The organism is Methylobacterium sp. BI1 (assembly GCF_056680125.1).
The window spans coordinates 4325177-4342925 of record NZ_CM155267.1 but is presented as its reverse complement, the minus strand read 5'-3'; the positions used below and the strand labels follow the sequence as shown (position 1 = coordinate 4342925).

The 17749-nt window shown below is 73.3% G+C and carries 16 protein-coding genes; 14 read left to right on the top strand and 2 right to left on the bottom strand.

Features of this window, described 5'->3' with window-relative positions; all coding sequences use genetic code 11:
* Window positions 1–59: 59 nt before the first annotated feature.
* From bchI to AC1MGR_RS20485, 8 genes are all read left to right on the top strand, one after another.
* Window positions 60–1169: a magnesium chelatase ATPase subunit I gene (gene bchI, locus AC1MGR_RS20520; RefSeq protein WP_108035080.1), complete on the top strand. Its 1110-nt coding sequence runs from the start codon at window positions 60–62 to the stop codon at window positions 1167–1169.
* Window positions 1166–2863: a magnesium chelatase subunit D gene (locus tag AC1MGR_RS20515; protein WP_480232757.1), complete on the top strand. Its 1698-nt coding sequence runs from the start codon at window positions 1166–1168 to the stop codon at window positions 2861–2863. Before bchI ends, AC1MGR_RS20515 begins: the two co-directional genes overlap by 4 nt.
* Before the next feature lie 10 nt (window positions 2864–2873).
* Window positions 2874–3788: an alpha/beta fold hydrolase BchO gene (bchO, locus tag AC1MGR_RS20510; protein ID WP_480232756.1), complete on the top strand. Its 915-nt coding sequence runs from the start codon at window positions 2874–2876 to the stop codon at window positions 3786–3788.
* A 98-nt stretch (window positions 3789–3886) separates the two neighbouring features.
* A complete protein-coding gene (locus AC1MGR_RS20505; protein ID WP_480232755.1) occupies window positions 3887–4477 on the top strand; it encodes a GNAT family N-acetyltransferase in 591 nt (196 codons plus the stop codon).
* A gap of 67 nt (window positions 4478–4544) precedes the next feature.
* Complete coding sequence (locus AC1MGR_RS20500; protein ID WP_480232754.1) at window positions 4545–5177, top strand: LysE family translocator; 633 nt, start codon at window positions 4545–4547, stop codon at window positions 5175–5177.
* A gap of 104 nt (window positions 5178–5281) precedes the next feature.
* Window positions 5282–6808: a phytoene desaturase gene (locus AC1MGR_RS20495; protein WP_480232753.1), complete on the top strand. Its 1527-nt coding sequence runs from the start codon at window positions 5282–5284 to the stop codon at window positions 6806–6808.
* An 85-nt stretch (window positions 6809–6893) separates the two neighbouring features.
* Window positions 6894–7940, top strand: a complete 1047-nt coding sequence (locus tag AC1MGR_RS20490) for a phytoene/squalene synthase family protein (protein ID WP_480234855.1) — start codon at window positions 6894–6896, stop codon at window positions 7938–7940.
* Entirely contained in the window at window positions 7937–8098 is a 162-nt protein-coding gene (locus AC1MGR_RS20485; protein ID WP_480232752.1) for a hypothetical protein, read from the top strand. The genes AC1MGR_RS20490 and AC1MGR_RS20485 overlap by 4 nt, the downstream gene beginning before the upstream one ends.
* A 6-nt stretch (window positions 8099–8104) precedes the next feature.
* On the opposite strand, the gene AC1MGR_RS20480 is transcribed toward AC1MGR_RS20485, so the two are convergent.
* Both AC1MGR_RS20480 and crtD read right to left on the bottom strand, forming a co-directional pair.
* Window positions 8105–9004: a carotenoid 1,2-hydratase gene (locus AC1MGR_RS20480; RefSeq protein WP_480232751.1), complete on the bottom strand. Its 900-nt coding sequence runs from the start codon at window positions 9002–9004 to the stop codon at window positions 8105–8107.
* Window positions 8962–10485 carry a 1-hydroxycarotenoid 3,4-desaturase CrtD gene (crtD, locus tag AC1MGR_RS20475; RefSeq protein WP_480232750.1) on the bottom strand — a complete coding sequence of 508 codons (1524 nt, stop codon included), beginning with the start codon at window positions 10483–10485 and terminating at the stop codon, window positions 8962–8964. Before crtD ends, AC1MGR_RS20480 begins: the two co-directional genes overlap by 43 nt.
* Window positions 10486–10581: 96 nt before the next feature.
* Between crtD and AC1MGR_RS20470 the strand changes: the two genes are divergently transcribed.
* From AC1MGR_RS20470 to bchZ, 6 genes are all read left to right on the top strand, one after another.
* Window positions 10582–11451, top strand: a complete 870-nt coding sequence (locus AC1MGR_RS20470; protein WP_108034992.1) for a polyprenyl synthetase family protein — start codon at window positions 10582–10584, stop codon at window positions 11449–11451.
* 1 nt (window position 11452) lies between these two features.
* On the top strand, window positions 11453–12604 hold the full coding sequence (locus tag AC1MGR_RS20465) for a methyltransferase (protein ID WP_480232749.1): 1152 nt from the start codon (window positions 11453–11455) through the stop codon (window positions 12602–12604).
* 108 nt (window positions 12605–12712) lie between these two features.
* Window positions 12713–13648 (top strand): chlorophyll synthesis pathway protein BchC, encoded by a 936-nt coding sequence (gene bchC, locus AC1MGR_RS20460; RefSeq protein ID WP_480232748.1) that lies wholly within the window; start codon window positions 12713–12715, stop codon window positions 13646–13648.
* Window positions 13645–14661 carry a chlorophyllide a reductase iron protein subunit X gene (locus AC1MGR_RS20455; protein WP_480232747.1) on the top strand — a complete coding sequence of 339 codons (1017 nt, stop codon included), beginning with the start codon at window positions 13645–13647 and terminating at the stop codon, window positions 14659–14661. Before bchC ends, AC1MGR_RS20455 begins: the two co-directional genes overlap by 4 nt.
* Window positions 14662–14667: 6 nt before the next feature.
* Window positions 14668–16260 carry a chlorophyllide a reductase subunit Y gene (gene bchY, locus AC1MGR_RS20450; RefSeq protein WP_480232746.1) on the top strand — a complete coding sequence of 531 codons (1593 nt, stop codon included), beginning with the start codon at window positions 14668–14670 and terminating at the stop codon, window positions 16258–16260.
* Window positions 16260–17726 carry a chlorophyllide a reductase subunit Z gene (bchZ, locus tag AC1MGR_RS20445; protein ID WP_480232745.1) on the top strand — a complete coding sequence of 489 codons (1467 nt, stop codon included), beginning with the start codon at window positions 16260–16262 and terminating at the stop codon, window positions 17724–17726. The genes bchY and bchZ overlap by 1 nt, the downstream gene beginning before the upstream one ends.
* Window positions 17727–17749 lie beyond the last annotated feature (23 nt).

The following is a 17749-nucleotide window of genomic DNA, read 5'->3' as shown; positions in this document are numbered from 1 at the left end:
GGCGGATGAGACGAAGGCGGGAAACCAGACCCATGATCGTGAACGGATCGATCCGAGCGATGCCCCCGAAACCGGTTTCCGTGGCCGCTGCCGGCGAGGCGCCGATCCTCCGGGCCGCGAGCCCGGCCAAGGCGCCGCGCGCCCTATCGGCGTCCCCGCCGACCTTTCCCTTCTCCGCCATCGTCGGCCAGGACGAGATGCGCCGGGCGCTCCTCATCGCGGCCGTCGACCCCTCCGTCGGTGGCGTGCTGGTCTTCGGCGACCGCGGCACCGGCAAGTCGACGGCGATCCGCGGCCTCGCCGCCCTGTTGCCGCCGATGTCCGCGGTCGTCGGCTGTCCCTATGCCTGCGATCCCGGCCGGCCTGCCGAGCAGTGTCACCAGTGCCGCGAGAAGGCGGTCCTGCGCGCCGAATCCATCCCGGTCCCGGTGGTGGACCTGCCGCTTGGCGCCACCGAGGACCGGGTCGTCGGCGCCCTCGACCTGGAACGCGCCCTGACCCGCGGGGAGAAGGCCTTCGAGCCGGGCCTGCTGGCCCGGGCCAATCGCGGCTTCCTCTACATCGACGAGGTCAACCTGCTGGAGGACCACCTCGTCGACCTCCTCCTTGACGTCGCCGCCTCCGGGGTGAACACCGTGGAGCGCGAGGGCCTGAGCATCCGCCATCCCGCCCGGTTCGTCCTCGTCGGCAGCGGCAACCCGGAGGAGGGCGAGTTGCGACCGCAGCTCCTCGACCGCTTCGGCCTCGCCGTCGAGGTGACGACACCCACCGACCTGCCGACCCGCATCGACGTGGTCCGCCGCCGCGACGCCTACGAGCGCGACCCGGCGGCGTTCTGCGCCGGCTACGCTAAGGCCGACCGCGCCATCCGCAAGGCGCTCACCGCCGCGCGCGCCCGGCTTCCCGCCCTGAGCGTGCCCGACGCCACCCTCGAAGCGGCCGCCCGCCTTTGCCTGGCGCTCGGCACCGACGGCCTGCGCGGCGAACTCACGCTGATGCGCACCGCCCGGGCGCTCGCGGCCTACGAAGGCGCCGAGACCGTGGGCCTCGACCACTTGGCCCGGATCGCCCCCTCGGCCCTGCGCCACCGGCTGCGGCGCAACCCCCTCGACGAAACCGGCTCCACCGCGCGGGTCGCCCGCGCCGTGGAGGATCTCCTCGCCCGATGAGCCCGGCCTGGGCCCGGGCCCTGCGCGTGGCGCACCTCGTGGCGCGCGACCCTCACGCCTGCGGCGGTGTCGTCGTCCGGGCCGGGGCCGGCCCGGTGCGGGACCTCTGGCTCGACGGTCTCGCGGATGCGCTCGGACCCGGCCGGCCCTTCCGCCGGATGCCCGCGGGCATCGCCGACGACCGCCTCCTCGGCGGACTCGACCTCGCCGCGACCCTGGCCGCCGGGCGCCCCGTCGCCCAAACCGGCCTCCTGGCCGAGGCCGATGGCGGGCTCGTGGTGGTGCCGATGGCCGAGCGCCTGTCGCCCGGCACCGCCGCCCGCCTCGCCGCCGCCTTGGATGCCGGCGCGATCCGGGCCGAGCGCGACGGACTGGCCGCGCAGGCGGCGACGCGGATCGGGCTGATCCTCCTCGACGAGGGGGAGGGCGACGAGGCCGGCGTGCCCGAAGCCCTGGCCGATCGCCTGGCCTTCCGCCTCGACCTGACGGGGATATCCTGGGGCGACACGAGAGGGGCGCCGCCCGAGGCCGGGCCGGAGCCGGCGGCTCACGACGTCGATGCCGACGCCGCGGTGGCGGATCTCTGCGCGGTCGCGGCCGACCTCGGCATCGCGTCCCTGCGCGCGCCGCTGCTCGCCTTGCGCGTCGCCCGCCTGCTGGCCGGGGGCGATGCGCGCGCCGCCGCGGATTTCCGCGAAGCCGCCGCCCTCGTCCTCGCCCCCCGCGCCACGCGCCTGCCCCCGAACCCCGAGGCGCGGGACGCAGCGCCCCCCGAGCCCGCCGAGGCGCCCGCGCCGTCCGAGGCCGACCCGTCCGAGGCCGGCCTCGAACCGGGCGCCGAGAGCCTCGTGGAAGCGACTCGTGCGGCGATCCCGCCGGATCTCCTCGCACGGCTGGGCGAGGCCGGCGGAACGCCGCCCGCAGCGAAGGCCGGGCGGGTGGGGGCGGTGATGCAGGCGCCGCGCAGCGGACGCCCGGCCGGCACCCGGCCCGGCTCGCCCCGCACCGGCCGCCTCGCCCTCCTGCCGACCTTGCGGGCCGCCGCGCCCTGGCAGCGCCTGCGGGCCGGGGCGGAGGGTGCCCCGCGGCTGATCGAGGTGCGCAGCGAGGATTTCCGCATCACGCGCTTCCGCCAGCGCAGCGAGACCACCACGATCTTCGCCGTGGATGCGTCCGGCTCGGCTGCCCTGGAGCGTCTGGCCGAGGCGAAGGGCGCCGTCGAGCTGCTCCTGGCCGAGGCCTATGTCCGCCGCGACAAGGTCGCCCTCGTGGCCTTCCGCGGGACCGGCGCCGAGATAGTGCTGGCGCCGACCCGGGCCCTGGCGCGCGCCCGGCGCGGCCTCTCGGCCCTGCCGGGGGGCGGGGGGACGCCTTTGGCCTCCGGCCTCGACGCCGCCGGCACCCTGGCGCGCGCCGTCCGGCGGGCCGGCGGCACCCCGGTGGTGGTGGTGCTCACCGACGGGCGCGCCAACGTCTCGCGCTCCGGTGCCCCCGGCCGGGCCGCGGCCGGCGCCGAGGCCCTGAACGCCGCCGGCCTCCTGCGGGCCGACGCCATCCGCGCCATCCTGATCGACACCGCGGCCCGGCCGCAGGACTCTGCGCGGCGCCTCGCCGAAGCGATGGGGGCGCGCTATGTCCCGCTTCCCTATGCCGATGCGGCGGCCATGAGCACCGCGATCCGCTCGGCCCGCTGAAGGATCTGCGATGCCTGCGCCGAGCGACCGGCCCCAGTGGGAGCGCGACGGCGCGGATTGGCCCAACCGCGCCGCGAGCCGGTTCGTCCGCGCCGCCGACCTGACCTGGCATCTGCAGGAGTTCGGCGCGCCCGACGCTCCCGTCGTCCTGCTTCTGCACGGCACCGGCGCGGCCACCCATTCCTGGGCCGGCCTCGCGCCTTTGCTCGCCGAGCATTTCCGGGTGATCGCCCCGGACCTGCCGGGCCATGGCTTCACCGATCCGCTGCCCGCGGGGCGCCTGTCGCTGCCGGGCATGGCCGCGGCGATCCGCGACTTGCTCCGCACCCTCGACGTGTCGCCGGACCTCGTGGTCGGGCATTCCGCCGGCGCGGCGATCCTGGTGCGGCTCTGCCTCGACGGGCTTGCGCCCCGCCTCCTGGTGGCCCTGAACGGCGCCCTGACGCCGTTTCCCGGCCTCGCCTCGGTGCTGTTTCCGGGGCTCGCCCGGATGCTGTTCCTGAACCCCGTCACCCCGCGGATCTTCGCCTGGACCGCCGACCGTCCGGCGGTGGAGCGCCTGATCCGCGGCACCGGCTCGCGCCTCGACGCCCGTGGCCTCGAACTCTACCGCCGCCTCTTCCGCTGCCCGGGCCACGTGGCCGGGGCCCTCGGCATGATGGCGAACTGGAATCTCGCCGCCCTCGACCGCGACATCGGCCGCCTCGCCGTACCGACGCTGCTGCTCGTGGGCGGGGACGACAAGGCGATCGCCCCCGAGACCGCCTTCGCCCTGAAGGACCGCCTGCCCAACGCCCGCGTCCAGCTGATCCGCAATCTCGGGCACCTCGCCCACGAGGAGGCGCCGGCACGCATCGCCGAAGCAATTCTCGCGGCCTACGCGGCGCAGACGGCCATCCCCGCCCACCCTTCCGCCGGGGCTTGACGCGGGCGCGGCCCGGCCGCACCGACGGGGGCGGGATCTCCGATGCCGGAGGTCCGAAGACGGCGCCGTCCCGGCCTCCGTCACCGAGGTTGCTGTCCATGGCGCTGACGCCCGTCACTCTCTCCGGCCGGCACGTCGAACTCGTGCCGCTCGCGCCCGACCACGCCCCGGCCCTGGCCGAGGCGGTGCAGGACGGCGAGCTCTGGCGCCTCTGGTACACGGCGATTCCCGCCCCGGAGCGGATGGCGGCCGAGATCGAGCGCCGCCTCGGCCTGCAGGACGCGGGCACGATGCTGCCCTTTACCGTCCTCGACGGACCCGGTGGCCGTCCCGTGGGGATGACCACCTACATGAACGTCGATGCCGCCGGGCCGCGGGTGGAGATCGGCTCCACCTGGTACGCCGTGCGGGTGCAGCGCACCCACCTGAACACCGAGGCGAAGCGCCTGCTCCTCGGCCACGCCTTCGAGGCCCTCGACTGTCTCGCCGTCGAGTTCCGCACCCATGTCATGAACCAGGCGAGCCGGCGCGCCATCGAGCGCCTCGGCGCGCGCCTCGACGGCATCCTGCGCCATCACCAGCGCCTCGCGGACGGCTCCCTGCGCGACACCTGCGTCTACAGCATCGTGGCGCCGGACTGGCCGACCGTGCGGACCCACCTCACCTGGCAACTCGCGAAGCCGCGCTAGCGAAAATCCGGCGCGGCTTTCGCCCAGGCCGGCCCCCATCCAGCCCTCTCACGAAACAGGACCCGCGATGCCCGGCACCACGAGCCTCCTCGCCTTCGCGGCGATCGCCCTCGGCATGGCCCTGACGCCCGGGCCGAACATGGTCTACCTGATCTCGCGCTCGATCTGCCAGGGACCGCGGGCCGGCCTGGTCTCCCTGGGCGGCGTCGCCCTCGGTTTCGTCGTCTACATGCTCTGCGCCGCCTTCGGCCTCACCGCCCTGGTCCTGGCGGTGCCCTATGCGTATGACGCGATCCGCATCGTCGGCGGCCTCTACCTGCTCTGGCTCGCCTGGCAGGCGGTCCGGCCCGGCGGGCGCTCCCCCTTCGAGGTCAAGGCCCTGCCGCAGGACGGCCCCCGGAAGCTGTTCCTGATGGGCTTCCTGACGAACCTGCTCAACCCGAAGATCGCGGTGATGTACCTGTCGCTGCTGCCGCAGTTCATCGATCCGGCGCAGGGCAGCGTCTTCGCCCAGGCCCTCGGCCTCGGGGCGATCCAGATCGTCCTCAGCGTCATGGTCAACGCCACCGTCGCGGTCTCGGCCGGGGCGATCGCCCGGTTCCTGACGCGCCGGCCCTCCTTCGCCGTCGTCCAGCGCTGGATCATGGGAACGGTCCTGGCCGGCCTCGCCGTCCGGATGATGACGGAATCCCGGCGCTGAAGTCTGCCGCCGGTCGGTTGCCCGGGGACCTGGCCTGGCACAGCTGACGGGCGCGCGCAGAATCGCGCTTGCACCCGACGCCCGGTCGCGAATAGTGTCAGCTGATGTTGACACTCGCCGACTCGCCGAGCCTCGCGACGACCCGGTCTTCCCGTGCACACGCGGTGGTGATCGGGAGCGGCTTCGGCGGGTTGGCGGCGGCGGTGCGCCTCGGCGCCCGGGGCTACCGGGTGACGGTGCTGGAGCGCCTGGACCAGCCCGGCGGGCGGGCCCGCGTCCACCGCCAGGACGGCTTCACCTTCGATGCCGGGCCGACCATCGTCACGGCCCCGTTCCTGTTCGAGGAACTCTGGAGCCTGTGCGGGCGGCGCATGGCCGACGACGTCACCCTGGCGCCGATGCTGCCGTTCTACCGCATCCGCTTCCCGGACGGCGCCACATTCGACTACAGCGGCGACCCGGAGGCGATGCGGGCCGAGGTGGCGCGGTTCTCGCCCGAGGACGTCCCCGGCTACGAGCGCTTCATGGAGCGCAGCGCCGCCATCTGCCGGGTTGGGTTCGAGGAACTCGGGCACGTCGCCTTCTCGTCGGTCCGCGACATGCTGCGCATCACGCCGTCGCTTCTGCGCCTCGGCGGTCACCGTTCGGTCTATGACCTCGTTGCGCGCCATATCCGGGACGAGCGCCTGCGCACGATCTTCAGCTTCCACCCCCTGCTGATCGGCGGCTCGCCCTTCCGGGCCAGCGCCATCTACTGCCTGATCGCCCATCTGGAGCGCCGCTGGGGCGTACACTTCGCCATGGGCGGCACCGGCCGCCTCGTCGACGGCCTCGTCGGGTTGATCGAGGGGCAGGGCGGCACCCTGCGCTGCCGCGCCGACGTGGCCCGCATCGATGTGGCCGCCGGGGCGGCCACCGGCGTCACCCTCGCCGACGGCACCCGCATCGCCGCCGACATCGTCGTCTCGAACGCCGATTCCGCCGAGACCTACCTGTCGCTGCTCGGCGGGGAGGGCCCGTCCTGGCACCGGGCGAAGCTGAAGGCCTCGTCCTCCTCCATGGGGCTCTTCGTCTGGTACTTCGGCACCAACCGGCAGTTCCCCGACCTCGCCCACCACACCATCCTGATGGGGCCGCGCTATCGCGAACTGATCGAGGACATCTTCGTCCGCAAGGTGCTGGCGCCGGATTTCAGCCTCTACCTCCACCGCCCCACCGCCACCGATCCGCTCCTGGCGCCGCCGGGCTGCGATGCGTTCTACGTGCTGGCGCCGGTGCCGAATCTCGCCGGCGGACAGGACTGGTCTGTGCTGGCGGAGCCCTACCGGAAGGCTATCGCGGACAGCCTGGAGGCCTCGGTGATGCCGGGCCTCTCCGAGTCGATCGTGACATCCCGCGTGACCACCCCGGCGGATTTCGCCGGCGACTTCCTGAGTTTCCGCGGCTCCGGCTTCGGTCTGGAGCCCGTGCTGACGCAGTCGGCCTGGTTCCGGCCGCACAACGCCTCGTCGGCGTTCCGCAATCTCTACCTCGTCGGCGCGGGCACCCATCCGGGTGCCGGGCTCCCCGGCGTCCTCTCCTCGGCCAAGGTCCTCGACACGGTGGTGCCGGATGCGCGTCTGTTCGCCTGACTTGTCCCGGCCTGATTCGGCCCAGGGCGAAACCGCGTTCTTCGACGCCGTCAGGCGCGGGCCGGAACGGCCGCCCCTCTGGGCCATGCCCCATGCGGATGCGGCCGACCATGCCGCCTGCCGGGCCGCGATCCGGGACGGCTCGCGCAGCTTCTTCGCCGCCTCCGCCCTGTTGCCGGCGCGGGTCCGGCGCCCCGCCTACGGGCTCTACGCCTTCTGCCGCCTCTCCGACGATGCCGTCGACGACGCGCTCGCCCGCGATCGTCCGGCGGCCCTGGCACGGCTCGCGACGCGCCTCGCGCGCATCTACGACGACGCGCCCTCCGATTCCCCGGCCGACCGGGCCATGGCCGACCTCGTCGCCGCCCACAGGCTGCCCCAGGGCCTGCCCGCCGCCCTGATCGAGGGGCTAGCCTGGGACGCGCAGGGGCGGCGCTACGAGACCCTGTCGGACCTCACCGCCTACGCGGCCCGGGTCGCCGGTAGCGTCGGCGCGATGATGACCGTGCTGATGGGCGTGCGCGACGCCGCCGTGCTCGCCCGGGCCTGTGACCTCGGCGTCGCCATGCAGTTCACCAACATCGCCCGCGACGTCGGCGAGGATGCCCGGGCCGGGCGGCTCTACCTGCCGCTCGCCTGGATGCGGGAGGCCGGCCTCGACCCCGACGCCTTCCTGGACGATCCGGTCGCGGGGCCGGAGCTGCGGGCGATCGTCGGCCGCCTCCTCGCCGTCGCCGAAGGGCTCTACGCCCGCGCCGAGGCCGGCATTCCCGGACTTCCGCTCGATTGCCGGCCCGCCATCCGCGCCGCCCGCCTGATCTACGCGGAGATCGGCCGCGACCTCGAGCGCCGCGGCCTCGACCCCGTTGCGACCCGCGCCCGGGTTCCCGGCCGCCGCAAGGCCGCCCTGATGGCTCGTGCGCTGCTGCCGCTCGCCGCCGGACCGGACCAGGCCCCGCCCGACCAGACCGCGCCGGCCCTGGCCGAGACCGCTTTCCTGGTGGAGGCCGTCGCCAGCCAGCCGGTGCCGGTGCCCCCCGCCTGGTGGAACGTTCCCGCCCAGGTCGCCCGGGTCCTCGATCTCATCGAGACCCTGCGGGCGCGCGAGGCCGCGTTGCCGGCCGGCCCGTGACCGACCCGCTCTTCGCCGCCTTCGACATCGGCCTCGTCTTCGCGCTCGCCCTCGGGCTGGCGATCTGGCAGCTCGTCGTCCTGAAACGCGGCATCCGGCGCGACCGGGCGGACGCCGAGCGCGCCGCGGCCGAGCGGGCGAAAGGCCCGCCGGCCTGATCCCGCTCACCGCGTCCGGCGCGGCATCCGGAACGGCAGCATCAGGCGCACCAGCGGATGCTGGAAACGCGCCAGCGACAGGCTCTCGTGGACCGGCCGCACCCTCTCGCCGCGGAGCGTCGATTGCAGGTACGAGCGGGCATAGAACGGCGTGTCCTCGAAGGTCCGCGCGACCTCGGCACGCCCATCGTCGCTGCGCGTCTCGCGCGGCATGCGCCAGAACCGCGTCGGCGGCAGGGCGACGCGGCGCGGCGGATCGATGTCGCGGGGCGTTCCGTCCGCGGCAAAGCACAGGGTGAGCGCCTGCCGTGTGCCGTCCGCCCGGTTCACGTCGTAGAGGATCGCGGCTCCCTCGCGCAGGTCGGCCCGGCACCAGGTCCAGTCGCGGAAGGCGGCCTCGAGCGACGTGTCGCCGTGATTGGTGTCGAAATAGGCGGTTCCGCGCCAGGCGATCCCGGGCTCCTCCAGCGCCACCTCGACGGGCGAGGAGGGCGCCATCGGCCACCAGCGGTGCTGGCCCCGGGCGTCGAGGTGGTGCGGGCCCGGCGTAAAGCCGGCCGGGCGCAGGCGCACCGTCCCCCGGACCCGCGAGGGTATTGGGGCCGTCACCTCGTCGAGGCGGATCGTCAGCGTGGTGCCGTCCCAGGACAGGCCGCTCGGGCCGATCCGGATGTGGTCGGCATCGCGGTGGAGGCTCGCGCGCCCGCGCTCGGTCATGCAGAAGCGGTTGGCCCGCTCGCCGTAGAGCACGACGTTGACGGCGCAGTGATCGAAGGGGTCGCGGGCGGGGTCCCAGGCGTAATAGGGCGAGAACACGCTGCCGATGAAGGCGATGATGGTCAGGCCCTGGCGGCCGTCCTCGCTCAGGGCATCGACGTACCACCAGACGTAGCCGTCGCGATCCACCCGCGTATCGAAACGCGGGCGCCACTCCGGTCCCGCAGCAGGCTGTCCGCCGCGATCCGCCCGGACTGCGCCGCCATCGGCACCCCCGGACCCGGATGGACGCTCCCCCCCGCGAGGTAGAGGCCCGGGATCCGTGTGCGGGCGCCCGGGCGCTTGAACGACGCCATCCAGCCGTGGGACGCCCGTCCGTAGAGGGCGCCCGCCGATCCCGGGAACAGGCGCGCGAACTCCGCCGGACCCGTCGTCACCGGTTCCGCCGTCTCCGAGAGGGTCAATCCGCTCGCGCTCAGGCGCCGCCGCATCGTGGTCACGCATGTCTCGATCTCCGAGGGGCTGAAGGTCCGGGCCGGGGCGTTGACGAGGCAGAGCAGGCGCTCGGGCCGGCCCGACGGGGCCTGCGTATCGCTCCGGTCCTGCGCGCAGACGTAGACGGTGGGATCGTCCGGCAGGTGCCCGGCCCGGATGCGCGCGAACTCCGCTGCGTAGTCGTTCGAGAAGAACACGGTGTGCCGCGCCAGCGGAAAGCCCTCCGCCCGGGCCTGCGCGCAGAGCGTCACTGCCGACAGCGACCGTTCGGAGGGCGGAACGCGCTCCGCCGCCCGGGCCGCGTCGCGCCCGAGCAGCCCGTCGGCCAGGGCCGCCACGTCGGCGTTGCAGACCACGGCGTCCGCCGGGAGTCGCTCGCCGTTGTCGAGATCGACACCGACGACGCGGCCGCCCTGCACGGCGATGCCGCGGGCGGCGGTCCCGTAGCGGAATCCAGCGCCGCGCTCCGCCGCCAGTTCGGCGACCGCGCCGGCGAGGCGGCTGAGGCCGCCGGACACGTGCCAGACGCCCTCGCTCTCCACATGGGCCACCAGCATCAGGGTCGCGGGGGCGGCGAAGGGCGAGGACCCGCAATAGGTCGCGTAGCGGCCGAAGAGCTGGCGCAGGCGCGGATCGGCGAAGTAGTCGCCGAGCGCACGCCACAGGGTGGTGAAGGGCTGGATCCGCCAGAGGTCGCCCAGGCCCGACAGGCCGGCCTGGCGGGTCAGGTCGATCGGGCTCGGGCGCGCGCCGCGAATGAAGGGCCCCTCCAGGGTGGCGTAGACCTCGGCCGCCCGGGTGCGGAAGCGGCGGTAGCCGTCGCGCTCGCGCGGCCCGGCGAAGTTCGCGATCGCTGCCTCCGACGCCTCCGGATCGGCGTGGAGGTCGAGCTCTTCGCCCGGCCCCCAGGCATGGCGGGCGAGGATCGCGGCCGGTTCCAGACCGACATGGCCGGCGAGATCCGCGCCGCATTCGGCGAAGAGCTCTTCGAAGACCCAGCGCATCGTGAATACGGTCGGGCCGGCATCGACCGCGGTCTCGCCCACCGGCACCCGCCGCATCTTGCCGCCCGGCCGCTGGCCCTGCTCCAGCACCGTGACGTCGAGGCCCGCATGGGCGAGGCGCAGGGCCGCCACCAGCCCTCCGATCCCGGCCCCGATGATGACGACCTTCACGCGGCTCCCTCCCGTCAAGCGGATCCGTCTTGACGACTGTCAATAAATACTGACACTTTGAGTCGGTAAGAACAAGTGACACGGGAGGTACGGCCAATGGACGCCAACCGTCGCATCGAGCAAGCCCTCGACGCCGCTGTCTCGCACCTGGAGGCACCCGGCGCGCCGCCCCGCCTCGCAGAGTCGATCCGCTACGCCGTCTTCCCCGGGGGGCACCGGATCCGCCCACGCCTGTGCCTGTCCGTGGCGCGGGCCTGCGGCGACGACGATCCGGCGGCCTCGGATGCCGCGGCGGCGGCCATCGAGCTCCTGCACTGCGCCTCCCTCGTCCACGACGACCTGCCGTGCTTCGACGATGCGCCCCTGCGGCGCGGCCAGCCCTCCGTCCACGCCGCCTTCGGCGAGCCCCTGGCGGTGCTCACCGGCGACGCGCTCATCGTCTCGGCCTTCGAGACCCTGGCCCGCGGCGCCGCCCGGAGCCCGAAGCGCCTCGCCGCCCTGGTCGGCCTCGTCGCCCGGGCGGCCGGCTCGCCGTCCGGGATCGCCGCCGGCCAGGCCTGGGAATCCGAGCCCACCGTGGCCTTGACCGAGTACCAGCAGGCCAAGACCGGGGCGCTGTTCGCCGCCGCGACGGTCACGGGGGCGGCCGCCGCGGGCGCGCCGTCGCTGCCCTGGCGCCTCCTCGGTGAATGCCTGGGCGAGGCCTATCAGGTGGCCGACGACCTGCGCGACGTCGCCTGCCGTCAGGAGGAGGTCGGCAAGCCCGTCGGGCGCGATTCGACCCTCGGTCGCCCGAACGCCGCCGCGCTCCTCGGCATGAGCGGGGCGCTCACGCGGCTGAAGCGCCTGGTGCGCGAGGCCGTCGAGGTGATCCCGGATTGCCCCGGCGCCGAAACGCTCCGCGCCGAGATCGAGGCGCAGACGCGGCTCTTCCTGCCGGCGAGCCTCGCACGGGAGCTGGCGTGAGGTGACGCGGGGCGCCGCCCTCGATCCACCGGCTCGGCCCGGCACCGGCGGGCTCCTGGCGCGCTGGTACGCCTTGCGGGCCCGCCTCGTCGCCGATCCGCGCTTCCAGCGCTGGGCGGCCGGCTTTCCCCTGACGCGGCGGATCGCGCGGGCGAATACCCGCGCCCTGTTCGACCTCTGCGCCGGCTTCGCCTACTCGCAGACCCTCTTCGCCTGCGTCCGCCTCGATCTCTTCGGCCTCCTGGCGGACGGCCCGGTGCCGGACGCGGCGCTGGCCCATCGGATGGGGCTCTCCCCCGAGGCCGGGACGCGTCTCCTGAAGGCCGCGGCCTCCCTCGGCCTGATCCGCAGGCTGCCGGACGGCCGCTATCTCCTCGCCGATCTCGGTGCCGCCCTGGTCGGCAACCCGGCGATCGGGCGGATGATCGAGCACCACGCGCTGCTCTACGACGACCTGCGCGACCCCGTGGCGCTCCTGCGCGGCGAGGCCGGGCCAACCCGTCTCGGCGGCTACTGGCCCTATGCCCTCGGAGACGGGGCCGAGCTGCAGGCCGACTCGGTCGCGTCCTACAGCGGGCTGATGTCGGCCTCCCAGGCCCTGATCGCGGAGGACATCCTCGAGGCCTACCCGATGCGGCGGCATCGCTGCCTCCTGGATGTCGGCGGCGGCGAGGGCGCCTTCCTGGCGGCGGCCGGCCGCGTCGCGCCCTCGCTTCAGCTCAGGCTCTTCGACCTGCCGGCGGTGGCCCGTCGCGCCGAGGCGCACATCCTGCGGGCCGGCCTCGCGGATCGCTTCCAGGCCTTCGGCGGCAGCTTCCGCTCGGACCCCCTGCCGCTCGGCGCCGACGCGATCACCCTGGTGCGGGTGGTGCACGACCACGACGACGCCACCGTCCGCGTCCTGCTTCGCGCCGTACACGCGGCGCTTCCCCCCGGAGGCCGCCTCGTCCTCGCCGAGCCCATGAGCGGCACGCCCGGGGCCGAGCCCATCACGGACGCGTATTTCGGCCTCTACCTCCTGGCGATGGGCAGCGGGCACTGCCGCACCGCACCGGACCTCACGGCGCTTCTCTCCGAGGCCGGGTTCCAGCGCACCACCGAGGTCGCGACCCGCCGCCCGCTGCTGACGCGACTCCTCGTGTCAACGCGATAAGACATCCTCACTGTAAGTTTGGCTTGACGTTCTAAAGTGTCTATCTAGGATGACATAAGAGGTTCGAAGCCAAACGAACCGAGTCGCTGGATCGGGAGGGCAGACGCGATGCAGACAGATGCCGTCGTCCTCCATGATCCTGGCCATCTCAGCCTCGAAAGCTTGCATCTCGACGATCCGACCGCGGCCGATGCCGTCGTGGCGATCCGCTGGAGCGGCATCAGCACCGGAACCGAGCGCCTTCTCTGGTCGGGCCGGATGCCGTCGTTTCCGGGCATGGGCTACCCGCTGGTGCCGGGCTACGAATCCGTCGGCGAGGTCGTCGAGGCCGGGGTCGAGAGTGGCGTCCGGGTCGGCCAGACGGTGTTCGTCCCCGGCGCCCGCTGCTTCGGCGCGGTCCGTGGCCTGTTCGGCGGCGCCGCCGCCCATCTCGTCAGCGCCGGCGAGCGCCTCGTTCCCCTCGACGAAGCCTGGGGCGAGCGCGGAACCCTGATCGCCCTGGCGGCCACGGCACGCCACGCCCTGGCGGGGATCGACCTGAGCCGGCCCCTCCTCGTCATCGGCCACGGCGTCCTCGGCCGCCTCGTCGCGCGGATCGCGGAGGCCCTCGGCGCCGCGCCGCAGGTCTGGGAGACCAACCCGGTCCGACGCTCGACCGCCCAATCCTATGCCGTCCTCGCCCCGGACGACGATGCCCGGCGCGACTACGCCACGATCCTCGACGTCAGCGGCGATCCCACCATCCTCGACGCGGGGATCGCGCGCCTCGCCCCCGGCGGCGAGGTCGTCCTCGCCGGGTTCTACGAGGGCCGGCTCGGCTTCGACTTCGCACCCGCCTTCCTGCGCGAAGCCCGCATCCGCGTCGCCGCGCAGTGGCGGCCGGAGGATCTCGCCGCGACCCTCGCGCTCGTCGCCGAGGAGCGGCTTCACCTCGACGACCTCATCACCCATCGGCGCCCGGCCGCGGACGCTCCGGACGCCTATCGCACGGCCTTCGGCGAGCCCGCGTGCCTGAAGATGATCCTGGACTGGAGAGCCGCATGAACATCCAGCTGAAGAGCCAGCAGCTGAACGGCGGCGCCCTGAAGGCCTCCGAGTCCCTGCGCGCCGAGGCCGGCATCGAGCCGGATCCCGTGCCGGTGGTCGCCACGAAAGCCACGCAGATCATCGCGATCTACGGCAAGGGCGGCATCGGCAAGTCGTTCACCCTCGCCAATCTCAGCTACATGATGGCCCAGCAGGGCAAGAAGGTCCTGCTGATCGGCTGCGACCCGAAGAGCGACACCACTTCGCTGCTGTTCGGCGGGCGCGCCTGCCCGACCATCATCGAGACCTCGACGAAGAAGAAGCTCGCGGGCGAGCAGGTTGCGATCGGCGACGTCTGCTTCAAGCGCGACGGCGTCTACGCCATGGAGCTCGGCGGCCCCGAGGTCGGGCGCGGCTGCGGCGGACGCGGCATCATCCACGGCTTCGAGCTCCTGGAGAAGCTCGGCTTCCACGACTGGGGCTTCGACTACGTCCTGCTCGACTTCCTCGGCGACGTGGTCTGCGGCGGCTTCGGCCTGCCGATCGCCCGCGACATGTGCCAGAAGGTCATCGTCGTCGGTTCGAACGACCTCCAGTCGCTCTACGTTGCCAACAACGTCTGCTCGGCGGTGGAATACTTCCGCAAGCTCGGCGGCAATGTCGGGGTCGGCGGCCTCGTCATCAACAAGGACGACGGCACCGGCGAGGCCCAGGCCTTCGCCGCCGCGGTCGGCATCCCGGTCCTGGCCTCGATCCCGGCCGACGACGACATCCGCAGGAAGAGCGCGAACTACGAGATCATCGGCCGGCCCGAGAGCCAATGGGGCTCCCTGTTCGCCGACTTGGCGCAGAACGTCCACGCGGCGGCGCCCAACCATCCGACCCCCCTCAGCCAGGACGGCCTGCTCGGCCTGTTCAAGGGCGAGGCCGTCGGCCGGGGCGTCACCCTGGTGCCCGCCACCTTCGAGGACATGTGCGGCACGACGCAGGTCGTGAAGCCGTCCCTCGAAGTCGTCTACGACGAGGTCTGACGCATCATGGCCGTCACCCTCGACATCGCCGATCTCCGCGCCCGCCGGGAGCGCCCCGCCTCGACCCTGGGACCCGTCACGGCGCCCGCCGAGGTGGTGAACCTGGCCGCCGCGCGCGAGGACGGCCACGGCTGCCACGCCGGCAAGGATGCGATGCGGGCGGCCGCCCAGGCGGCGGGCCTGAGCGAGACCCTTGAGACCTACGCACGGGACTACCCCACCGGCCCGCACGACCAGCCCCAGAGCATGTGCCCGGCCTTCGGCTCGCTCCGGGTCGGACTGCGGATGCGCCGGACGGCGACGATCCTCTCCGGCTCGGCCTGCTGCGTCTACGGCCTGACCTTCACGTCGCACTTCTACGGCGCCAAGCGAAGCGTGGGCTACGTGCCCTTCAACTCCGAGACCCTGGTCACCGGCAAGCTGTTCGAGGACATCCGCGAGGCGGTGTTCCAGGTCGCCAAGCCGGCCGATTACGACGCCGTCGTCGTCATCAACCTCTGCGTGCCGACCGCCTCCGGCGTGCCGCTCCGCCTGCTGCCGAAGGAGATCGACGGCGTCCGCATCATCGGCATCGACGTTCCGGGCTTCGGTGTCCCGACCCATGCCGAGGCCAAGGACGTCCTGGCCGGCGCGATGCTGAAATTCGCCCGGACCGAGGCCGAGCAGGGACCGGTGCAGGCCCCCCGTGCCGGCCGGTCCGAGCGTCCCACCGTCGCGCTTCTCGGCGAGATGTTCCCCGCCGACCCGGTGGTGATCGGCGGCCTGCTGGAGCCGTTAGGGCTCAGCGCCGGCCCGGTGGTTCCGACCCGGGAATGGCGCGAGCTCTACGCCGCCCTGGACTGCACCGCCGTGGCGGCGATCCACCCGTTCTACACCGCGTCCCTGCGCGAGTTCGCGGCCGCCGGACGGCCGGTCGTCGGGTCCGCCCCCGTCGGGCACGACGGCACGGCCGACTGGCTCGACCGGATCGGGGAAGCCTGCGCCGTGCCGCGCGCCACGGTGGAGGCCGCCAAGAACCGGGTCCTGCCGATGATCCGGGGGGCGCTCGGCGCCAACCCGATCCGGGGCCGGATCACCCTGTCGGGCTACGAGGGCTCCGAGCTGCTGGTCGGCCGCCTCCTCGTCGAGAGCGGTGCCGAGCTCGCCTACGTGGGCACCGCCTGCCCGCGCACGCCCCATTCCGAGGCCGACCGGGACTGGCTCGAGGCCCGGGGCGTGACGGTGCGCTACCGGGCGTCCCTGGAGGACGACCTCGCGGCCCTGATGGACGTCTGGCCGGATCTGGCCATCGGCACCACCCCAGTGGTGCAGAAGGCCAAGGCGCTCGGGATTCCCGCCCTCTACTTCACCAACCTGATCTCGGCCCGCCCGCTCATGGGCGTGGCGGGTGCCGGCTCCCTGGCCAAGGTCATCAACGCGGCCCTGGGCAACCGCGCGCGTTTCGACGCCATGCGGGACTTCTTCGACGGCGTCGGCGAAGGCCATGCCGCGGGGATCTGGGAAGACGTGCCAAAGCTCCGCCGCAACGTCGCCTCGGCGACGCGGGCGAAGCCCACCCAAGGAACCTTCGACCATTCGCCGATCGGGGAGATGGCCTGATGCTCGTCCTCGATCACGACCGGGCCGGCGGCTACTGGGGCGCCGTCTACGTCTTCACCGCCATCAAGGGCCTGCAGGTCGTCATCGACGGCCCGGTGGGCTGCGAGAACCTGCCGGTGACCTCGGTGCTGCACTACACCGACGCCCTGCCGCCGCACGAGCTGCCTATCGTGGTCACGGGCCTGGCCGAGGAGGAACTCGGCCGCCACGGCACCGAGGCCGCGATGAAGCGGGCCCACGCCACCCTCGACCCGGCCCAGCCCAGCGTGGTCGTCACCGGCTCCATCGCCGAGATGATCGGCGGCGGCGTGACCCCGGAGGGCACCAACCTCCAGCGCTTCCTGCCGCGCACCATCGACGAGGACCAGTGGCAGGCCGCGGACCGTGCCATGGCCTGGCTCTGGAACGAGTACGGCGCGCGGCGCTTCGCCAAGAAGGGCATCCCGGCCCGGCCCCCGCGCCAGGAAGGCGTGAAGCCCCGGGTGAACCTGATCGGGCCGGCCTACGGCACCTTCAACATGCCCTCCGACCTCGCCGAGATCCGCCGCCTGGTGGAGGGCATCGGCGCCGAGGTGAACCTCGTCTTTCCCCTCGGCTCGCACCTCGCCGACGTGCCCGCCCTGGTGAACGCCGACGCCAACATCTGCCTCTACCGCGAGTTCGGCCGCCTGCTCTGCGAAGCCCTGGAGCGCCCCTACTTCCAGGCCCCCATCGGGATCCACTCGACGACGCGGTTCCTGCGGGCCCTGGGCGAAGCCCTCGGCCTCGATCCCGAGCCGTTCATCGCCCGGGAGAAGCACACCACGATCAAGCCGGTCTGGGACCTCTGGCGCTCGGTGACGCAGGACTTCTTCGGCACGGCGAGCTTCGGGATCGTGGCTTCGGAGACCTACGCCCGGGGCGTCCGGCACTTCCTCGAGGACGAGATGGGCCTGCCCTGCCATTTCGCGGAATCCCGCAAGGCCGGTGCGAAAACCGACAACGCCGCCATTCGCGAGATGATCGCCAAGAACCCGCCCCTGGTGCTGTTCGGCTCCTTCAACGAGCGGATGTACGCGGCCGAGGCCGGCGCCCGCGCGGTGTTCGTGCCGGCCTCCTTCCCGGGGGCGATCATCCGGCGCCACACCGGCACGCCCTTCATGGGGTTCGCCGGCGCGACCTACCTCGTGCAGGAGGTCTGCAACGCCCTGTTCGACATGCTCTTCCACATCCTGCCGCTGGCCCGCGACATGGACAAGGTCGAGGCGACCCCGGCGCGGCTCCATCGCGAGCTGCCCTGGGACGAGGCCGCCCGCGCCCGCCTCGACGAACTCGTCGAGGCCCATCCGGTGCTGGTGCGGATCTCGGCGGCCAAGCGCCTGCGGGATTCCGCCGAGCGCGTCGCCCGCGGCGAGGGCGGAAGTCGCGTGATCGCCGATCATGTCGAGCGCGCCCGCGCCGAGGCCAGCCTGGGAGCCGCCGCATGAGCGCGCATCCCGGCCTCAGCCCC

What these genes read in the sequence shown, in the direction of transcription:
- bchO (WP_480232756.1), top strand. Translation starts at nt 2,874, where the DNA reads ATGCCTGCGCCGAGCGACCGGCCCCAGTGGGAGCGCGACGGCGCGGAT.
- AC1MGR_RS20505 (WP_480232755.1), top strand. Translation starts at nt 3,887, where the DNA reads ATGGCGCTGACGCCCGTCACTCTCTCCGGCCGGCACGTCGAACTCGTG.
- bchC (WP_480232748.1), top strand. Translation starts at nt 12,713, where the DNA reads ATGCAGACAGATGCCGTCGTCCTCCATGATCCTGGCCATCTCAGCCTC.
- bchZ (WP_480232745.1), top strand. Translation starts at nt 16,260, where the DNA reads ATGCTCGTCCTCGATCACGACCGGGCCGGCGGCTACTGGGGCGCCGTC.
- AC1MGR_RS20490 (WP_480234855.1), top strand. Translation starts at nt 6,894, where the DNA reads ATGCCCCATGCGGATGCGGCCGACCATGCCGCCTGCCGGGCCGCGATC.
- AC1MGR_RS20515 (WP_480232757.1), top strand. Translation starts at nt 1,166, where the DNA reads ATGAGCCCGGCCTGGGCCCGGGCCCTGCGCGTGGCGCACCTCGTGGCG.
- AC1MGR_RS20470 (WP_108034992.1), top strand. Translation starts at nt 10,582, where the DNA reads ATGGACGCCAACCGTCGCATCGAGCAAGCCCTCGACGCCGCTGTCTCG.
- AC1MGR_RS20495 (WP_480232753.1), top strand. Translation starts at nt 5,282, where the DNA reads ATGTTGACACTCGCCGACTCGCCGAGCCTCGCGACGACCCGGTCTTCC.
- bchY (WP_480232746.1), top strand. Translation starts at nt 14,668, where the DNA reads ATGGCCGTCACCCTCGACATCGCCGATCTCCGCGCCCGCCGGGAGCGC.
- AC1MGR_RS20455 (WP_480232747.1), top strand. Translation starts at nt 13,645, where the DNA reads ATGAACATCCAGCTGAAGAGCCAGCAGCTGAACGGCGGCGCCCTGAAG.
- bchI (WP_108035080.1), top strand. Translation starts at nt 60, where the DNA reads ATGCCCCCGAAACCGGTTTCCGTGGCCGCTGCCGGCGAGGCGCCGATC.
- AC1MGR_RS20500 (WP_480232754.1), top strand. Translation starts at nt 4,545, where the DNA reads ATGCCCGGCACCACGAGCCTCCTCGCCTTCGCGGCGATCGCCCTCGGC.